The 15,309-nt window shown below is 68.6% G+C and carries 14 protein-coding genes; 9 read left to right on the top strand and 5 right to left on the bottom strand.

The window, feature by feature from the left end; translation table 11 throughout:
• Nucleotides 1-389: 389 nt before the first annotated feature.
• Nucleotides 390-953 carry a potassium channel family protein gene (locus ACIOEW_RS31625; protein ID WP_401967960.1) on the top strand — a complete coding sequence of 188 codons (564 nt, stop codon included), beginning with the start codon at nucleotides 390-392 and terminating at the stop codon, nucleotides 951-953.
• A gap of 454 nt (nucleotides 954-1,407) precedes the next feature.
• Nucleotides 1,408-1,770 carry a DUF1330 domain-containing protein gene (locus ACIOEW_RS31620; RefSeq protein ID WP_401967959.1) on the top strand — a complete coding sequence of 121 codons (363 nt, stop codon included), beginning with the start codon at nucleotides 1,408-1,410 and terminating at the stop codon, nucleotides 1,768-1,770.
• A 108-nt stretch (nucleotides 1,771-1,878) separates the two neighbouring features.
• Here ACIOEW_RS31620 and ACIOEW_RS31615 read toward each other — a convergent pair whose 3' ends face one another.
• Entirely contained in the window at nucleotides 1,879-3,702 is a 1,824-nt protein-coding gene (locus ACIOEW_RS31615) for an NAD-binding lipoprotein (protein ID WP_401967958.1), read from the bottom strand.
• 751 nt (nucleotides 3,703-4,453) lie between these two features.
• Between ACIOEW_RS31615 and ACIOEW_RS31610 the strand changes: the two genes are divergently transcribed.
• The 3 genes from ACIOEW_RS31610 to ACIOEW_RS31600 all read left to right on the top strand — a co-directional run bounded on the left by ACIOEW_RS31610 (nucleotide 4,454) and on the right by ACIOEW_RS31600 (nucleotide 8,128).
• Nucleotides 4,454-6,250, top strand: coding sequence for a cellulase family glycosylhydrolase (locus ACIOEW_RS31610; RefSeq protein WP_401967955.1), 1,797 nt, complete (start codon nucleotides 4,454-4,456; stop codon nucleotides 6,248-6,250).
• A gap of 507 nt (nucleotides 6,251-6,757) precedes the next feature.
• Nucleotides 6,758-7,021, top strand: a complete 264-nt coding sequence (locus ACIOEW_RS31605; protein WP_401967953.1) for a hypothetical protein — start codon at nucleotides 6,758-6,760, stop codon at nucleotides 7,019-7,021.
• 201 nt (nucleotides 7,022-7,222) lie between these two features.
• Nucleotides 7,223-8,128: an NAD-dependent protein deacetylase gene (locus tag ACIOEW_RS31600; protein WP_401967950.1), complete on the top strand. Its 906-nt coding sequence runs from the start codon at nucleotides 7,223-7,225 to the stop codon at nucleotides 8,126-8,128.
• Nucleotides 8,129-8,253: 125 nt separating this feature from the next.
• On the opposite strand, the gene ACIOEW_RS31595 is transcribed toward ACIOEW_RS31600, so the two are convergent.
• Nucleotides 8,254-8,520 carry a hypothetical protein gene (locus ACIOEW_RS31595; RefSeq protein WP_401968131.1) on the bottom strand — a complete coding sequence of 89 codons (267 nt, stop codon included), beginning with the start codon at nucleotides 8,518-8,520 and terminating at the stop codon, nucleotides 8,254-8,256.
• Nucleotides 8,521-8,655: 135 nt separating this feature from the next.
• Between ACIOEW_RS31595 and ACIOEW_RS31590 the strand changes: the two genes are divergently transcribed.
• Nucleotides 8,656-9,327 carry a HEAT repeat domain-containing protein gene (locus tag ACIOEW_RS31590; protein ID WP_401967948.1) on the top strand — a complete coding sequence of 224 codons (672 nt, stop codon included), beginning with the start codon at nucleotides 8,656-8,658 and terminating at the stop codon, nucleotides 9,325-9,327.
• Between the two features lie 3 nt (nucleotides 9,328-9,330).
• Nucleotides 9,331-10,335 (top strand): MerR family transcriptional regulator, encoded by a 1,005-nt coding sequence (locus ACIOEW_RS31585; protein ID WP_401967945.1) that lies wholly within the window; start codon nucleotides 9,331-9,333, stop codon nucleotides 10,333-10,335.
• Between the two features lie 116 nt (nucleotides 10,336-10,451).
• On the opposite strand, the gene ACIOEW_RS31580 is transcribed toward ACIOEW_RS31585, so the two are convergent.
• Together ACIOEW_RS31580 and ACIOEW_RS31575 are read right to left on the bottom strand one after the other, a co-directional pair.
• Nucleotides 10,452-10,889: a glutaredoxin domain-containing protein gene (locus ACIOEW_RS31580; RefSeq protein ID WP_401968128.1), complete on the bottom strand. Its 438-nt coding sequence runs from the start codon at nucleotides 10,887-10,889 to the stop codon at nucleotides 10,452-10,454.
• Nucleotides 10,890-11,247: 358 nt separating this feature from the next.
• Nucleotides 11,248-12,771: a catalase gene (locus tag ACIOEW_RS31575; RefSeq protein ID WP_362544836.1), complete on the bottom strand. Its 1,524-nt coding sequence runs from the start codon at nucleotides 12,769-12,771 to the stop codon at nucleotides 11,248-11,250.
• A 509-nt stretch (nucleotides 12,772-13,280) separates the two neighbouring features.
• On the opposite strand from ACIOEW_RS31575, the gene ACIOEW_RS31570 reads away from it, so the two are divergent.
• Nucleotides 13,281-13,883 (top strand): gamma carbonic anhydrase family protein, encoded by a 603-nt coding sequence (locus tag ACIOEW_RS31570; RefSeq protein ID WP_401967943.1) that lies wholly within the window; start codon nucleotides 13,281-13,283, stop codon nucleotides 13,881-13,883.
• Between the two features lie 277 nt (nucleotides 13,884-14,160).
• On the opposite strand, the gene ACIOEW_RS31565 is transcribed toward ACIOEW_RS31570, so the two are convergent.
• Nucleotides 14,161-14,331, bottom strand: coding sequence for a hydrophobic protein (locus tag ACIOEW_RS31565; RefSeq protein WP_326734156.1), 171 nt, complete (start codon nucleotides 14,329-14,331; stop codon nucleotides 14,161-14,163).
• Between the two features lie 288 nt (nucleotides 14,332-14,619).
• Between ACIOEW_RS31565 and ACIOEW_RS31560 the strand changes: the two genes are divergently transcribed.
• A complete protein-coding gene (locus ACIOEW_RS31560) occupies nucleotides 14,620-15,282 on the top strand; it encodes a class I SAM-dependent methyltransferase (protein WP_401967940.1) in 663 nt (220 codons plus the stop codon).
• Nucleotides 15,283-15,309: the final 27 nt, after the last annotated feature.

The following is a 15,309-nucleotide window of genomic DNA, read 5'->3' as shown; positions in this document are numbered from 1 at the left end:
TGTCCGGTGACCGGTATCGGCCGAACCCCCCTGTGCCGTCCGGCCGTTCCGCCTCACCTCGGTGTCAGCCGGCTTCTTCAGCTCGGCCTCGGAAGGATGACGAGACCACTCGAACCGACCTGCCCGGGCCCATGGGATCGAGCATCTTCGGCGCTCCACGACGGCCGCTCATGCCAACCGATCGGCGGGTGGGCCGAGAAGGCGCATTGGTCCGATCCGGAGTCGATCACCCCGTCCTCCTGCGGTGCGGAGCAGAACCGACAGGCTCCTTGCCGACTCGGTGGAAGGTGGCGTACTGCTCGCTGAGTCGACTCGCGAGCCGATGCTCCTGTCGTGGCAAGGCGGCCTGCCAGTTCCGGAAGCCGGCGGTTCTCAGTGCTTTCCGGCGTGTGTCGATCCGCCACCGCACGATCGCGCAGGTAGCGTCGATGGAACCCTTCTCGTACTTCGGCCCGGGGGATTTGCCGGTGCAGCAATCGTTCTTCCAATGGGTCACCCATATCCTGAGCGACCCGCGTTGGCGCGCCCTTCATTTCCGCGCCGCGCTGGGCGTCACGTCGGCGGCCGCCGCAGTTCTGCTGGCGGGCTCAGCGCTGGTCGTGCCGGCCGAGAAAGGCGCGGCAGGCGCCAACATCACGTCGTATCCCAAGGCCATCTGGTGGTCCATCGAGACAGCTACGACGGTCGGGTACGGCGATCTGTATCCGGTGACCGCTTGGGGCAGGGTCATCGCCTCCGTGACGATGCTGGCCGGGATCACCACCTTCGGCATGGTCACCGCGGCCATCGCCACCTGGTTCGTCGGCCGTGCCCAGAAGGAGGCTCATGAGGTCAGAACGGCCGTACGGCGCTACGCCCACGAGGGCGAGGATGCCGTCAGCACGGAGTTGCGGATGCTGCACCAGAGGTTCGACCGCGTCGAGCAGTTGCTGGATCGTCGCAGCGAGCACTGACGGGGACCCTGCCGCGCTCGCCGCTGAGTCGGGCGACGGCCCGTGGACCGGCTCCTGGCCGGCAGCGCTGGGCCGCTGAGTGGTTGGCCCTCGCTGCGGCACTCTTGCGGTTGCCTGGTCGCGGCGGACGGCTGTCGACGCCGAAGCCGTAGGCCGTAGGCCGTTTGTGACGGCAGCGCATGTCAGCGGGATTCGTTCGGTCGGCGTTCCCGGTGGTACGCACCACGGTCAGTGCCCGGGGAACCCGCGGCGCCGGATCGGTGACCGTACGGGTCACGTCCAGGTCGTCCCATGTGCTGGTGGTGGCCCTCGTTCGGGCCGGAATTCGAGCCAGGCAGCTGGCGTGGTCGGTCCGATGTGCGCCGCCCATGACCTCTGAGGTAATCGCGCCACCCGTCATCCTCAACTACGTTCCGGTTATCGCTCGCGCCCCTGGACGGGAAGGAACCCCGTAGTGCCCGCTTACGGTTTCGCTCATCTCCGCAGCCGCCGAAATCACTCCGACGTCATCGAGTATCTGAATCGCATCCAGGCAACTCTCGACCCCTTCGACGGCCGCTTCGTCATCCACGGTCCGCCGGCGGAAGTCGTCGAGGGCACGTGGCCCGGCAGCATGGTGCTGATCGAGTTCCCGGACCTGGCCGAAGCCCGTGCCTGGTACGACTCCCCCGCCTACCGGGCCATCCTGCGCCTGCGGGCCGACCACATCGAGGGCGACTTGCTGCTGATCGAAGGCGTCGGACCGAACTACGACCCCGCCGAGCGAGGTCGCGCTCTGCGTGCACAAGCCGAGCAGGCGGGCCGGCCGGCCACGTAAGGCCGGCAGCCGCCTGCTCGGGCACTTCCCACGGCGGCTCTCGGGATGGAGAGGGCGGCGGGGGCGAGGGAGCAGGGTTCGGCTCCCTGACATTGACTCGCCGTCACGTCAGGAACCGGCCATCACGATCACCTCGTCATCCGCGCTCCAGCACCGGACCTCGGCCTTGGCCGGGTTGATGCGCACCTCGTGGTCGGTCCCCACCCGTGCAGGGCCGCGACTGCGGTATCCGATGGCGCACTCCCCGCGGCGCGAGGCGGCCTCGACGACCGTGGCGAAGGATGCCCGCTGTCCTGCCCGGACGTAGTCGCCGACGGGCTTGAGGTGGATCGTGTTGCCCTGCGGAGCCAGCAGCTCCCCGAACAGGCCGGCGAGATGCCAGTTCTGGGAGATCTGAGCCATCAGCAGGCCGACCAGTTTTCCGCTCACGATGAAGTCGGCGCCGACGCCGGCGGGGGCGAGGACCCTGTTGCGGTCGTCGGTCATCTCGGTGACCACCCGGACCGGGACCCCCGACGTGCGCTCACGGTCACGCAGGAGCAGCAGCGTAACCAGCGTCCGGTCGTCCGGTGAGTCGAGGCCGGGCCCGTGGTCGGGGCCGAGCACGATGACACCGTCGTAGTCGGAGAGGTCCAGGCCGTTCACCGTCCCCGGAAGGGTCGGGTCGCCCGGACCGAAGGTGACGGTCAGCGTGGGAGCGGCTTCCGCGGCGGCCTCTCGTACCTCTGTCGCCAGGCTCTCGCCGCCGTGGGCCACGACGTGGACGACGGAACGGGCAGCGACATGGCCGGAGAGGTGACGGACGATGTGCCGGGCGCGGCGGTTCCATCCCAGGAGAAGCACCCGTTCGGGGCGCGCTGCCGCCGGTGTCCGGTTCACCATCACCGACTCGTCGAACGCGGCGGGTTCACCGGTGGTGACCGTGGTGTCGTCGTCCTGGGCGATCACGACAAGCCGGTCGCCCGGGCGCAGGACCGAGGTGGCCGGCGGGTTCAGGTGGAGGGCCCCGTCCATGCGTACGACCCCGACCACACTGGACGTGGGGCACACCCTCAGCACCTCGGCGAAGACACGGCCGGTCTGGGTCGGTGCGTCGACGACGTAGAACTCGTCACCGGCGAAGTCGAGCAACTCCTGGTAGACGAGGGACAGTCCGGGCTGCCTGGCGCACTGGGCCACAAGCCGGGCGGTGACGTCGTCGATCTCGAGCACGACTGCGTCGGGGCCGGCCGCGAGTTCTGCGGCGAGGCGATACCGGGTGTCTCGCACCACCGCCACGGTCCGCACCCGGCTGTCCTGGTCGACTGCGGTCCGCAGGGCCAGCAAATTCTTGACGATCTCCGCGTCCTCGTCCGGGTGATCACGGGGCAGGACCAGAACGACGTCCGCCGTGGCCGGGCTGACTCGTGCGAGCGCGGCCGGATCGGTGGGGCGTCCGTTACGGCAGACGATCCTTGTCCGGCCGGTGTCCCCCACTCCGCTGCGCAGTTCCTCCTCCATCTCGGTCACATCCCGGTCGGCCAGGACCGCTACGGCGCCTCGGCGCTGGTTGGCGTTGGCTGCGACGAGCTCGGTCACGACGGTGAAGATCTGGTCCGACCAGCCGAGCACGACGGTGTGACCACTCTCCAGCACCGTGGAGTGGCCACGCCGCAGGGCGATGAGTTCCTCGGTGATCGCCGTGGTGATGAGACCTACGATGGTGGAGACGTAGAAGAGCGCCATCAACGCCAGCAGGACCGACAGAGCGACGCGCAGGGGTGAGCCGACCTCTCCTCCCAGCCTGAGGGTCTGTCCGACGCTCCGCCACACCGCCGCCGTCTTCGCCCATGCCGTGTCCGGGGCCCGGTCGTCCGTCCACACCAGCAGTGCGCTCACCGGGATCACAACAGCCAGGCAGGCGACGGCAAGCCATCCGATGAGAACGGTCACCCCCCTCGCCAGCGTGTTGTCGAACCAGTACCGGGCGCGCTGGTACGACGGAGCCCGTGGAGGTGTACCCCGTACCGGGCGCGGCACTTGGGCCGGTGTGCTCCGCGGCTGTCTCTGCTTCCCCACGCGGGCGCCGTCCACGCTCCGGCGCCGGCCCTGATTCTTGATCATCCTGTGCACAGCAGCAGCGTGGGGAATCGTCTCCGCCGCCACACGGGTATCCGGCGGCGTTTCATCCGTTAGGGATCGGAACCGGAAAGACAGCTGTGGGCCGATGCCCGAGGGCACGGACACGACGCGATCGCTCCACGCCCGGCAAAGGTCGACGTACCGGCGCCGGCATCCAACCCGGGCGGGGTGAAGACGGCGCGAGGGACGGGACCACACCGCCTTCGAGCGCGGGCGGGGCAACTCTTCGGCGGCGAGGGCGGGACTCAGGCCCGTGATCACCTCGCTCGGCTGCCGCGGCGGACCGCCGTCAGGGGCGGCGCCAGGTCCGGCGACGCGCCTTCAAGTGATGAACACTGCGCACCCCATTGACATGCCCATTACTCAATCGCTTTTATGGCGCCGGGTCACGAGCCATCGGCTCCCACCCCTGGAGAGAACGAAAGTTCAGCCCGGGGCCGGGAACGGCGATCGCCCGCGACATCACCATCCCCCATGCCATCAACGGCACGGTGCGCGACAGAATGGGAGCGCTCCCATGATCACGTCGCCGGACCTTGCCCACGAGAGAGGAACCAGCACCGTGCTTCACCCTCTCCCCCTTCTCCGCCTCCTCCGACGAGCGGTCAGAACGGCAACCGTCACCGCGGTCGCTCTGCTCCTGCCCCTCGCGGGTTCTCAGGTGGCAGCCGCTGCCGACGTCGCACCGGGCACCGGGTACTGGCACACCAGCGGCCGTCAACTCCTGGACTCCGCCAACCAGCCGGTCCGCATCGCCGGAATCAACTGGTTCGGCTTCGAGACGTCCAACTACGTGCCCCACGGCCTGTGGTCCCGCGACTACAAGAGCATGATCGACCAGATGCAGTCGCTGGGCTACAACACCATCCGGCTGCCTTACAGCGACGACATCTTCACCGGCACGGCACCCACGAGCATCAACTACTCCGCGGGCATGAACAGCGATCTGCAGGGCCTCGACTCGCTCCACGTGATGGACCGGATCGTGGAGCATGCGGGCAGCGTCGGCATGAAGGTCATCCTGGACCGGCACCGGCCCGACGCCGCCGGCCAGTCGGCACTCTGGTACACGGCGTCCGTCCCCGAATCAACCTGGCTGGCCAACCTCAAGGCGCTGGCCGGCCGCTACGCCGGCAACGACGCGATGATCGGCATCGACCTGCACAACGAACCGCACGATCCCGCCTGCTGGGGCTGCGGCGACACCACGAAGGACTGGCGGCTGGCAGCACAGCGCGGCGGCGACGCCGTACTGTCCGTCAACCCCGACCTGCTGGTCTTCGTCGAGGGCGTTCAGACCTTCAACGGGGTGTCCGGCTGGTGGGGCGGGAACCTCATGGGAGTCGGCCAGTATCCGGTGGAGCTCAGTGTGGCGCACCGGGTCGTCTACTCGGCGCACGACTACGCGACCAGTGTCGCCCAGCAGCCCTGGTTCAGCGACGCGGCCTTCCCTGACAACATGCCCGGCGTCTGGGACAAGTACTGGGGCTACATCTTCAAGCAGAACATCGCGCCGGTATGGGTGGGCGAGTTCGGCACGACGCTCCAGTCCGCCACCGACCAGAAGTGGCTGAAGGCACTGGCCGACTACCTGCGCCCGACGGGCCAGTACGGCGGCGACAGCTTCTCCTGGACTTTCTGGTCCTGGAACCCCAACTCCGGTGACACCGGCGGCATCCTCAAGGACGACTGGGCCACCGTCGACACCGTGAAGGACGGCTACCTGGCGAGCATCAAGGCGCCGGGCTTCGGCGGCGGAGGTGACGGAGGCGAGACCCAGGCCCCCTCGGTTCCGGCCGGCCTCACTGTCACCGGAACCACGGGCGGTTCGGTCTCGCTGTCGTGGACGGCAGCGTCCGACGACACCGGGGTCACGGGCTACGACGTCTACCGCGGCTCCACCAAGATCGGCACGGCCACCGGCACCAGTTACACGGACTCCGGTCTGACGGCCGCGACGTCGTACGTGTATTCAGTCCGGGCACGCGACGCGGCGGGCAACACCTCCGCGGCTTCCGCCCCCGTGACGGCCACCACGTCCGGCGCCTCCGGCGGCAACGGCGGATGCACAGCCACCTACACCGTCAGCGGAGACTGGGGGAACGGCTTCGGCGTGGACGTGACCGTGACCAACACGGGCACCACGAGCGCCGCTGCTTGGAGGGTGAGCTGGGCCTGGGCGGGAAGCCAGCAGGTCACAAACATGTGGAACGCGGCCTACTCCCAGACCGGATCCGCAGTCAGCGTCACGAACACCCCCTACAACGGCAGCCTCGCGCCCGGTGCGCACACGAGTTTCGGCTTCCAGGGAACGCCGGGCTCGGGCGGCGTTCCGACAGTCAGCTGCACCCTCTCCTGACACCGCAGGACACCTCCGCCCCGGCCGGCAGCAGGCCGGCCGGGGCACCCCGCACGAAAAGCGGTCGGACCCACCGCAAGCTGAGGAGGCCGCAGCCACCGAAGGACGTCGGCCGGAACCACCCGCAAGCGCGGTCGGCTCCGGATACGATCTGACCCCGGCGGCCGACGGTCGCTGGGGCTTCTTCATGGGGACGTACACGGGGAGGGTGCGGTGGCTGCGGCTGCGACGGCGTGGGGGCTCAGGCACGGTCTCGGGCATGTGCTGGTCCTGGCAGGAGTTCTCGCCGTGGCAGGTTGCTCGACAGCCGAGCCGGCCGCCAGCGGTGAGAAGGCTGCGAGTCCTGCCGCGAAAGCGAGTGCGTGCTCGTTGCTGAACGCCGACGACGTCCGGCAAGCCTTCGGTGCAACGGAATCCTTCACCGGAACACAGCCCGATCCCGTTGGCGGCAAGCGGCCGTGGGGCTGCACGTGGGGCAGCCGTAGCTCCTACGCGAGCGTCGGAGAAGTGAGCCACGAAGACTACCGTGCAGGGATCAAAGCCCCCGGAGTGCTTCTCGTCCCCCAGAACATCGGCACTGGAGACTCCTTCGCCGTCTACCCGGCGGACGACGACAAGCCCATGAGATTCGCCTTCACCACGGGTGACCGGTCCTACCACCTGGAGGTGATCCCGGCGCGCGACGGGGACTACCCGAGGTACAGGCAGGGCGACATCGGCACGAAGCTGCTCCGGCTGCTCATCCCGGCGATCGAGAGCAGCCGAAACTGACGTCCGAGCGCGCGGAGCACTCGTCCTGCAGAAAGACCCTGTCGCCAGAAGTCTTCCCGAAAGCTGCCGCTGCCCGATGCCACGGTCGGTGAAGGACCGGCAGAGGCCGAGGCCCGTCCTTGACTGGCTTCCTCGCACAACCCGAGCGGGCCATCGACGGCGCGAGCAGGTGACGGCCGCCTTGTTCCGTACCCTGAAGACATGCGCATGCGCCCCACTCTGAGCTGGTCCCCCACCGAAGACCTGCCCCCTGCCACCACGGACCTGGAGCCGGTCGCTGATGCGCTGAGCACCGGTAGTGTCCTGGTGCTCAGCGGGGCGGGCATCTCCACGGAGTCGGGCATCCCCGACTACCGGGGCGAGGGCGGGAGCCTGAGCCGGCACACTCCGATGACCTACCAGGACTTCACCGGCAGCGCCCAGGCCCGTCGCAGGTACTGGGCGCGCAGCCACCTCGGCTGGCGTACCTTCGGCCGTGCCCGCCCCAACGCCGGGCACCGGGCCGTGGCCGCGTTCGAGCGACACGGCCTGCTCTCGGGTGTGATCACCCAGAACGTCGACGGTCTGCACCAGGCCGCCGGCAGCAAGGACATCGTGGAACTCCACGGCAGCCTGGACCGGGTCGTCTGTCTTTCCTGCCACGCGTTCAGCTCGCGCCACGAACTCGCCCGGCGGCTGGAGACGGCGAACACGGGCTTCGAGCCGGTGGCCGCCGCGATCAACCCGGACGGCGACGCCGACCTCACCGACGAGCAGGTCGGGGACTTCCGCGTAGTGTCCTGCACCGTCTGCGGCGGCGTCCTGAAACCGGACGTGGTGTTCTTCGGCGAAGCCGTGCCCCCGCCACGGGTCGAGCACTGCCGCGAGCTGGTCCACGAAGCAGCCTCGCTGTTGGTCCTGGGCTCCTCACTGACGGTGATGTCCGGGCTCCGGTTTGTCCGTCAGGCGGCCCAGGCCGGCAAGGCGGTGCTGATCATCAACCGGGACCTGACCCGGGGCGACCGGCACGCCGTCACCCGTATCGCACTCCCGCTGGGAACGGCACTCACCGCCGTGGCCGGCCAACTGGGCATCCTCGCCGACGGCGAGACGACAGACCCCGCATAGAGCGGGTGGCGGCCTGTCGCCGGCACCCCACCCCCGCCGGCAGCTCGGTGCGGAGCCGCACCGGCACCCGACCCGCCGTACTGGCGGAAGACCGGGCGAAGCGACAGGTGGCTGTCCGGCACGGTTCAGGTGCCGCGGTACCTGAACCGCGCCGGGGGGACCGCACACGGACAGGTACTCGGCACCGCTGATGACCGCGCAGTTGCCTTCGAGATGCGAGGCGTTCCCGTCGCCGATGACGGTGCCGGCCGCGTCCTTCGGTCCGTCGGAGGTCCGGGCGCCATCTCCGCCTTGCCGTGGCGGTCGTGGTCGAACACCTGGAACGAGTCGTAGTGGCTGCCGCTGCGGACGTTGGTGCCGAGGTTGACCCGCCAGAGCAGCCGGCCGCTCAGTTCGTACGCGTCGAAGACCGTCAGCCCGGCGCAGGTGCCGGAGTTGGCGACGTCTGTTGCGTGGTCACGCGGCAGGCCCGCCTTGACCTTGACACGATGACAAGGCGTTCACTGCTCGCCAAGGAGGTGGTTCAGATGACGACCACGAGACGGGACACGGATTCGGGCCGAGCGCTCCAGGGGTTGGAGAGCGGCCGTTCGTCCGTGCGACTGCGGGCTGCGCTGGAGCTCGGCACGACGCCCGACCCTCGTTTTGTCGACACGCTCATCGCGCGTTGCGCGATCGAGCCCGAGTTCTTCGTCCGCGACATGCTGACCTGGGCGCTCACTCGCCACCCGGTGTCCGTCACACTCCCCCGGCTGGTTCGCGAAGTCCGCTCGGAACGTGCGCAGGCACGGAGCCAGGCGCTGCATACGCTGTCCAAGGTCGGGGACCGGCAGGCGTGGCCGGCGATCACACGGTCGCTGCTGTCCGACGCCGACCCCGAGGTGGCGCGCAGCGCCTGGCGGGCCGCGGTCGTGCTCGTGCCGGACGGTGAGGAGGGCGCGTTGGCCGCGGTGCTGGCGACGCAGCTCGGGCGGGGTGGGCGGGAGACGCAGCTGAGTCTCAGCCGCGCGCTGATCACCTTGGGTGAGGTGATCGTGCCGACTCTGCGTGCTGCGACGGCGGACTCCGACCCGCACGTGCGGGTACACGCCCTTGCCACACAGCGACTGCTGCGGGACCCGGACGCCGGATTCGAGTTCGCGATCGAGGAGGCGAAACGCGTCGTGGCTCTCGGCGGTGCCGGCCAGGAGGGACGATAGGACGTGTTGATCGGTGAGGTGGCGCGACGGTCCGGGGTGAGTGCCCGCATGCTCCGGCACTACGAGTCGCTCGGCCTGGTACGGCCTTCAGGTCGTACGGGCTCCGGATATCGGGAGTACTCCGGCGAGGACATCCGGCGGATCTTCCATATCGAGAGTCTGCGGTCGCTGGGGCTGTCACTGCGTGAGATCGGGCGCGCGCTCGATGATCCCGGCTTCACCCCCTCGGCGCTCGTCGGCGACCTCGTCCGTCAGACACGCGAACGCATTGAGGCCGAAACCGAGCTGCTCACGCGGCTGCGGCGGATCGACGCGGCGGACCCCGCCCGCTGGGAGGACGTCCTCCAGGTCGTCGCGCTCCTCCAGGCACTGGGCTCGAAGAGCGCCGGCGTGCGCCAACGCGCGGCCCTTTCCTCGGGGTACGAGACTCCGGCGCCCGTCGAGGCCCTGGTGGAGGCGGCACTGCGCGAGACGGAGCCGAACGTTGCCGGTGCCCTCAGATGGGCCCTCGCGCAATCGGGGGACGGCGCCTCGGCGCTGCTGGCGCAGGGCCTCGCCGCACCGGTGGCCGCGGTGCGGGAACGTGCGGTTCGGTCCCTCGCCGAGATGCCCGGCGACGAGGCCGGTGCGCAGCTGCGGCAGGCCCTCGCGAACCCCGACATCGTGGTTCGCAGGTATGCGGCTCTGGCGCTCGGGTCACGTGGAACAGCCGATGCGGTCCCGACGCTCATCGACATGATCGCGGAAGGAGAGAACGACACCGATGCGGCCGATGCGCTGAGTCTCCTGGCGGGCGAAGCGGCGACGGCGGATCAGATCGCGGCCGGACTCGTCGAGCGCCTCGCCCAGGACACCGCAAAGGCGCCTGCACGTGGACGGCTGACCCAGGCGCTGGCCGCCGTCCCCGGGGCAACAGCGTCACGTGCCCTCGTAGAGCTGTCGCATGACGAGGACCGGGCCGTTGCACTGACCGCGGCCTACCTTCTACAGCTACGCGACGCACGGTGACATGTCTCGCCGGGGTGCCACCTACACGCCCCGGCGGGGCGAGCGGTCCCGCGACGTCCTGACAGGCGCATCGAGTCGCTGTCGCCGCCATCCTGCGGCCGGAGCAGGGTGCCCGATCACTCTGAGGAGCAGAGCTGTTCACGCACCCATCCAGGGTCGGGATTGATGTGCGGCCGGCCCGCCACGAAGACCGTCGGCACGGTCTCGTTGCCGTCGCATACTTCCCTCACCGCCGCCGCTCCGGCCGGGTCACGCCAGATGTCGACCCAGTGCAATCGATGGGCGTCGCGACCCAACCGCATACGCAGTCGCAGGCAGAACTTGCAGCCCGACCGCCAGAACACGACCGGCCTCCCGTCGGCCGCACTGCGGCGCTGTGCCTCCGTCGCACCGATGGACCTCGGGAACATCAGAGGCGAGTGCACGCCTGCGATCAGCACGAACGCAAGCAGGATTGCTGCGCCTTCCCCGGCGCTTCCCCTGAGGGTCAGCCCGGTCGCAACCAGTGAGCCGCAGAGCACAAACAGCATCGGCAGAATCCACGAGCGCATCATGATGACGCAGGCTACCGATGAGTCGAGGCGCTTCTCGATCCGGGCTGCAGGCGCCCAGGCTCCTGCCGCGACGGCAGGCGGCGGTTCCGGCCCGGTACGCCACAGGGGCGTCCGCCCCGGACGGCCGGTCTCGGCCAAGGACGATCGATGACGGGCCTGAGGGCCTTCCGCCGGTCGGTGGACGTGTCTCCGTCCGCACGAGCCCGGCCCCGGAAGGCCCTCACTCATTCACGATCACCCGGCGGTGATCGCTGTCACCTGTCTCCGCCGTCTCCGTTGTCTCCGCTGGCTCCGCTGTCTCCGCGAACAGAGCAGGGAGTGCCGGTGATGGCCGCGCAGCGGCTCCGCACACCTGCCATCAGGCTTTGGCCTGCATGTCCCGTCGTGCGGGGTTGCTCTGCTGCGCCGCCTTCGGGTCCTTCTCGTCCGCCTTGGCGCGCACCCCTTTTTCGATCCGCTCGCCGATCGACTTGTCGACGTTGGACCAGTACTCGAAGGCTCGTCGCAGAACGGGCTCTGTCACCCCGTTGAGGAGGTGGCCCACGACGTTGTCCACCAGACGTTCCCGGGCCGCGTCGTCGCAGACCTCACGCACCATGGTGCCGGCCTGGCCCCAGTCGTCGTCCTCGGCGTGGGATACGTAGGCGGCCCGGGTGATGTCTCCGTCGGCGTACCAACTGGGCGGGCTGCCGTAACGGGCGGTGTCGGCCGCGGGCCCGCCCTTGGAGTTCGGCGCATAGACGGGATCGGTCGTTTTGCGGTACGCCATCGCCCCGTCCTTCGAGTACGTGTTCACGGGGACGACGGGCGCGTTGACGGGAAGCTGCTGATAGTTGGCTCCGATCCGGTAGCGGTGGGCGTCCGCGTACGAGAACAGCCGAGCCAGCAGCATTCGGTCCGGGCTGGGGCCGATGCCGGGAACCAGGTTGTTCGGCTGGAACGCCGCCTGCTCGATCTCGGCGTGGTTGTCGGTGGGGTTGCGGTCCAGGGTCATCCGGCCGACCTCGATCAGCGGATAGTCGCCGTGCGGCCACACCTTGGTCAGGTCGAACGGGTTGAACCGGTACTCCGCGGCGTCCTCGTAAGGCATGACCTGTACGTGCAGGGTCCAGCTCGGGAAGTCGCCGTCGCGGATGTGCTCGAACAGATCACGGGTGTGGTAGTCCGTGTCCGCCGAGGCCATCTGATCGGCCTCGTGCTGGGTGAAGAACTCGATGCCCTGGTCGGTCTTGAAGTGGTACTTGACCCAGAAGCGCTCGCCCTGCGCATTGATCCACATGTAGGTGTGGGACGTGTAGCCGTTCATGTGGCGCCAGCTGCGGGGGATCCCTCGATCGCCCATCAGCCACGTGACCTGGTGGGCCGACTCGGGCGAGAGGGTCCAGAAGTCCCACTGCATGTCGTGGTCGCGCAGGTTGTTGTCCGCGCGCCGCTTCTGGGACCGGATGAAGTGCTGGAACTTCATCGGATCCTTGACGAAGAACACGGGGGTGTTGTTGCCCACCATGTCGTAGTTGCCCTCGCTGGTGTAGAACTTCACCGCGAAGCCCCGGGGGTCACGCCAGGTGTCCGGGCTGCCCCGCTCGCCGGCGACCGTGGAGAACCGGGTCACCAGCTCGGTCGTGGTTCCGGGCTGGAACACGGCCGCCTTGGTGAAGGCGCTGACGTCACCGGTGACCGCGAAGTGCCCGAAGGCCCCGCTGCCCTTGGCGTGGGGCTGGCGTTCAGGGATCCGTTCGCGATTGAACTGTGCCATCTGCTCAATCAGGTAGGCGTCCTGCATCAGGATCGGGCCGCCTGGACCGAGGGTGAGCGAGTGTTCGTCGCTCTCCACCGGGGCCCCGGAATCGGTGGTGGTCGGCTCACGTGAAGCGTCGGTCATGAGGCTGCCCTCCGTCGTGTTGCTGTGAGTGCATAACCGGTCACACCAGAGGGGCGGAACGGTGTCGCGCTAGCTCGATTAGCCCGGTTTGAATGATGCTAAACCTGGGTGAAAGGAACATTTCGCCATTCTGCCCGACTCCTCTGCACACGGCACGCCGCCCGTACAGTCCCCGCTTGTCCCGAATCAGCCGACATACTCGGGCCGGAGCGGGGCGGAGGGGCGGACCCCAACCGGACCCCAAGGGGAGCGCCGTCGGCGCATCGCCGCTGAGGTGGAGCGGCGACGGCGGGAGACAGCCCCCGCTCCTCCCGCTCCTGGACGTGCTCGTCCGCCGTTCGGGCGAGACGAAGCCCGGACATCTGGCTCACGAGCCGGATGTCCGGCCCTGGCCCGGTTGTCATGGGCCGGCTCGCGCAGTCCCGCACCGGTGCCCACCGGAAGAGGCGCCGGTCCTGCCTGGTGAAATGGCGTGCGCCGGCTCCCCAGGACCCGGCATGATCGCGGTCATGCTGATCGCTCATGAGGGCCGTTCTCCGACGGTCCATCCCACGGCCTATGTCGCTCCGACCGCCACGTTGTGCGGTGACGTGCGCGTGGGGGCAGGCTGCCGGGTGCTGTTCGGTGCGGTGCTCACCGCCGAGGGCGGCCCCGTGGTGCTGGACGAGGGCTGCATCGTGATGGAGAACGCGGTTCTGCGTGGAACCCGGCGGGATCCGCTGATCCTGGGACGCCAGGTACTGGTGGGCCCCACGGCCTACCTGACCGGCTGCCGGGTCGAGGACGAGGTCTTCCTGGCCACCGGCAGCCGCGTCTTCAACGGAGCGCTGATCGGGGCCCGCTCCGAGGTGCGGATCAACGGCATCGTGCATCTGCGCACAGTGCTGCCCGCCGACTCGATGGTGCCCATCGGCTGGGTCGCCGTCGGCGACACGGCGCGCATCCTTTCGCCCGCGGACCACGAGGAGATCTGGGCGGTCCAGAAGGACCTGGACTTCCCCGGACACGTCTTCGGCCTGGACCGCCCTGCCGACGGCGAGAGCCTGATGCCGGCCATTTCCGAACGCTTCGGCCGAAGCCTCGGTCGCCACACCGATGACCACCGAATCTGAGCGTGGATTCGGATGAGACGGTCAACGTCCTGAATACCTCCAGCGGAAATTGCATTCGCATGGTCAGCTCTGCTGATGCCGACCGGGCGACAGCGCATCTACGTGTTTGCCTTGGCGGTAATTCCTGTGCGGACTTTCGACTCCTGCGTCGGGACGTCCGCTGTCAATCCCACGCCAGTGCAGGCCGGACCGGATACAAGCGCCCTCCGGCACCCACAGGCGGGGTGGCCCCGACTGAATGTCGGGGCCACCCCGCCTGCTGACCGGTCGCCGGCACCTACCAGCGGTACCAACGGCCACGGCGGCCACCCACTCCGGCAGAACGCATGACGAAGCCGAGCAGCCAGACTGCCAGCACGATCACCGCCACGATCCACAATGCCTTCAGAGCGAATCCGGCACCGAAAAGGACGAGAGCGAGTAGTAGAACGAGAAGCAGGGGAACCATAGTTATCAACCTCCAGAACATCGTGTGCCCTGACCGGCGCCTGTCATGCACTTGTTTTCGAGTGTTTCTCGCCTTGGAATACGGGCAAAAGACTCCGCTCGCGCGCAGTGTCACCGGCTCCGGAATCTGTCGGGGGCATGCAGGAACACGATTCGCCCGGCGCAGCTCCCGCACACTGACCGAAGCCCGGTCCGGCAGGCAGGAGCGAAGATGGCGGGCCGACAAGGCAGGAGCGGGGATCGCGGTTCACTCCGCTTCGTCTCCGGGCCAGGAACTACTCTCGCGTGCATGGTCGAACACAATGCCCTCAGCGCCACCCGCGAGGCCTACGACGCTGTCGCCCTCACCTATGCGCAGTTGTTCCGCGACTCGCTGCACGACAGCCCCCTGGACCGTGCGATCCTGGGCGCCTTCGCCGAGCTCGTCAGTGTGAGCGGGGGTGATCAGGTTGCGGACCTGGGGTGTGGGCCTGGTCATATCACTGCCTATCTGCACGAGTTGAGCCTGCCGGCATTCGGCGTCGACGCCTCTCCCGCGATGATCGAGTTGGCTCGACAGGCCTATCCCGGCCTGCGGTTCGACGTAGGCTCGATGTCCGCGCTGAACATCGCTGACGGCGCACTGGGCGGCGTACTCGCACGCTGGTCCGTCATCCACACTCCGCCCCAGGAACTCCCCCTCATCCTGGCTGAGTTCCATCGCGTACTGGCACCTGGCGGCCACCTCCTGATCGGCTTCTCGGCAAGCGACGATCCGTCTCACCCGGCACAGGTCTTCGATCACACAGTCGCGCCCGCCTACCGGTGGTGGCCCGATCACCTCGCCGCGATGCTGCGCACGTGCGGATTGACCGAGGTGGGCCGGATGGTTCGCGAGCCTCGGCCCACCGACCGACGGCAGTTTCAGGAGGTGCAGCTGCTCGCCCGCAAAGCCCCGGCAGGAGCTGCCTGACCGAACGCACGAACGCGTGCGCTCAGC

The organism is Streptomyces sp. NPDC087901 (genome assembly GCF_044742205.1).
GTDB lineage: Bacteria > Actinomycetota > Actinomycetes > Streptomycetales > Streptomycetaceae > Streptomyces.
The sequence above is the reverse complement of the archived record's forward strand: the minus strand, read 5'-3'. Positions and strand labels throughout refer to the sequence as shown.

What these genes read in the sequence shown, in the direction of transcription:
- ACIOEW_RS31600 (WP_401967950.1), top strand. Translation starts at nt 7,223, where the DNA reads ATGCGCATGCGCCCCACTCTGAGCTGGTCCCCCACCGAAGACCTGCCC.
- ACIOEW_RS31590 (WP_401967948.1), top strand. Translation starts at nt 8,656, where the DNA reads ATGACGACCACGAGACGGGACACGGATTCGGGCCGAGCGCTCCAGGGG.
- ACIOEW_RS31580 (WP_401968128.1), bottom strand. Translation starts at nt 10,889, where the DNA reads ATGATGCGCTCGTGGATTCTGCCGATGCTGTTTGTGCTCTGCGGCTCA.
- ACIOEW_RS31575 (WP_362544836.1), bottom strand. Translation starts at nt 12,771, where the DNA reads ATGACCGACGCTTCACGTGAGCCGACCACCACCGATTCCGGGGCCCCG.
- ACIOEW_RS31570 (WP_401967943.1), top strand. Translation starts at nt 13,281, where the DNA reads ATGCTGATCGCTCATGAGGGCCGTTCTCCGACGGTCCATCCCACGGCC.
- ACIOEW_RS31565 (WP_326734156.1), bottom strand. Translation starts at nt 14,331, where the DNA reads ATGGTTCCCCTGCTTCTCGTTCTACTACTCGCTCTCGTCCTTTTCGGT.
- ACIOEW_RS31560 (WP_401967940.1), top strand. Translation starts at nt 14,620, where the DNA reads ATGGTCGAACACAATGCCCTCAGCGCCACCCGCGAGGCCTACGACGCT.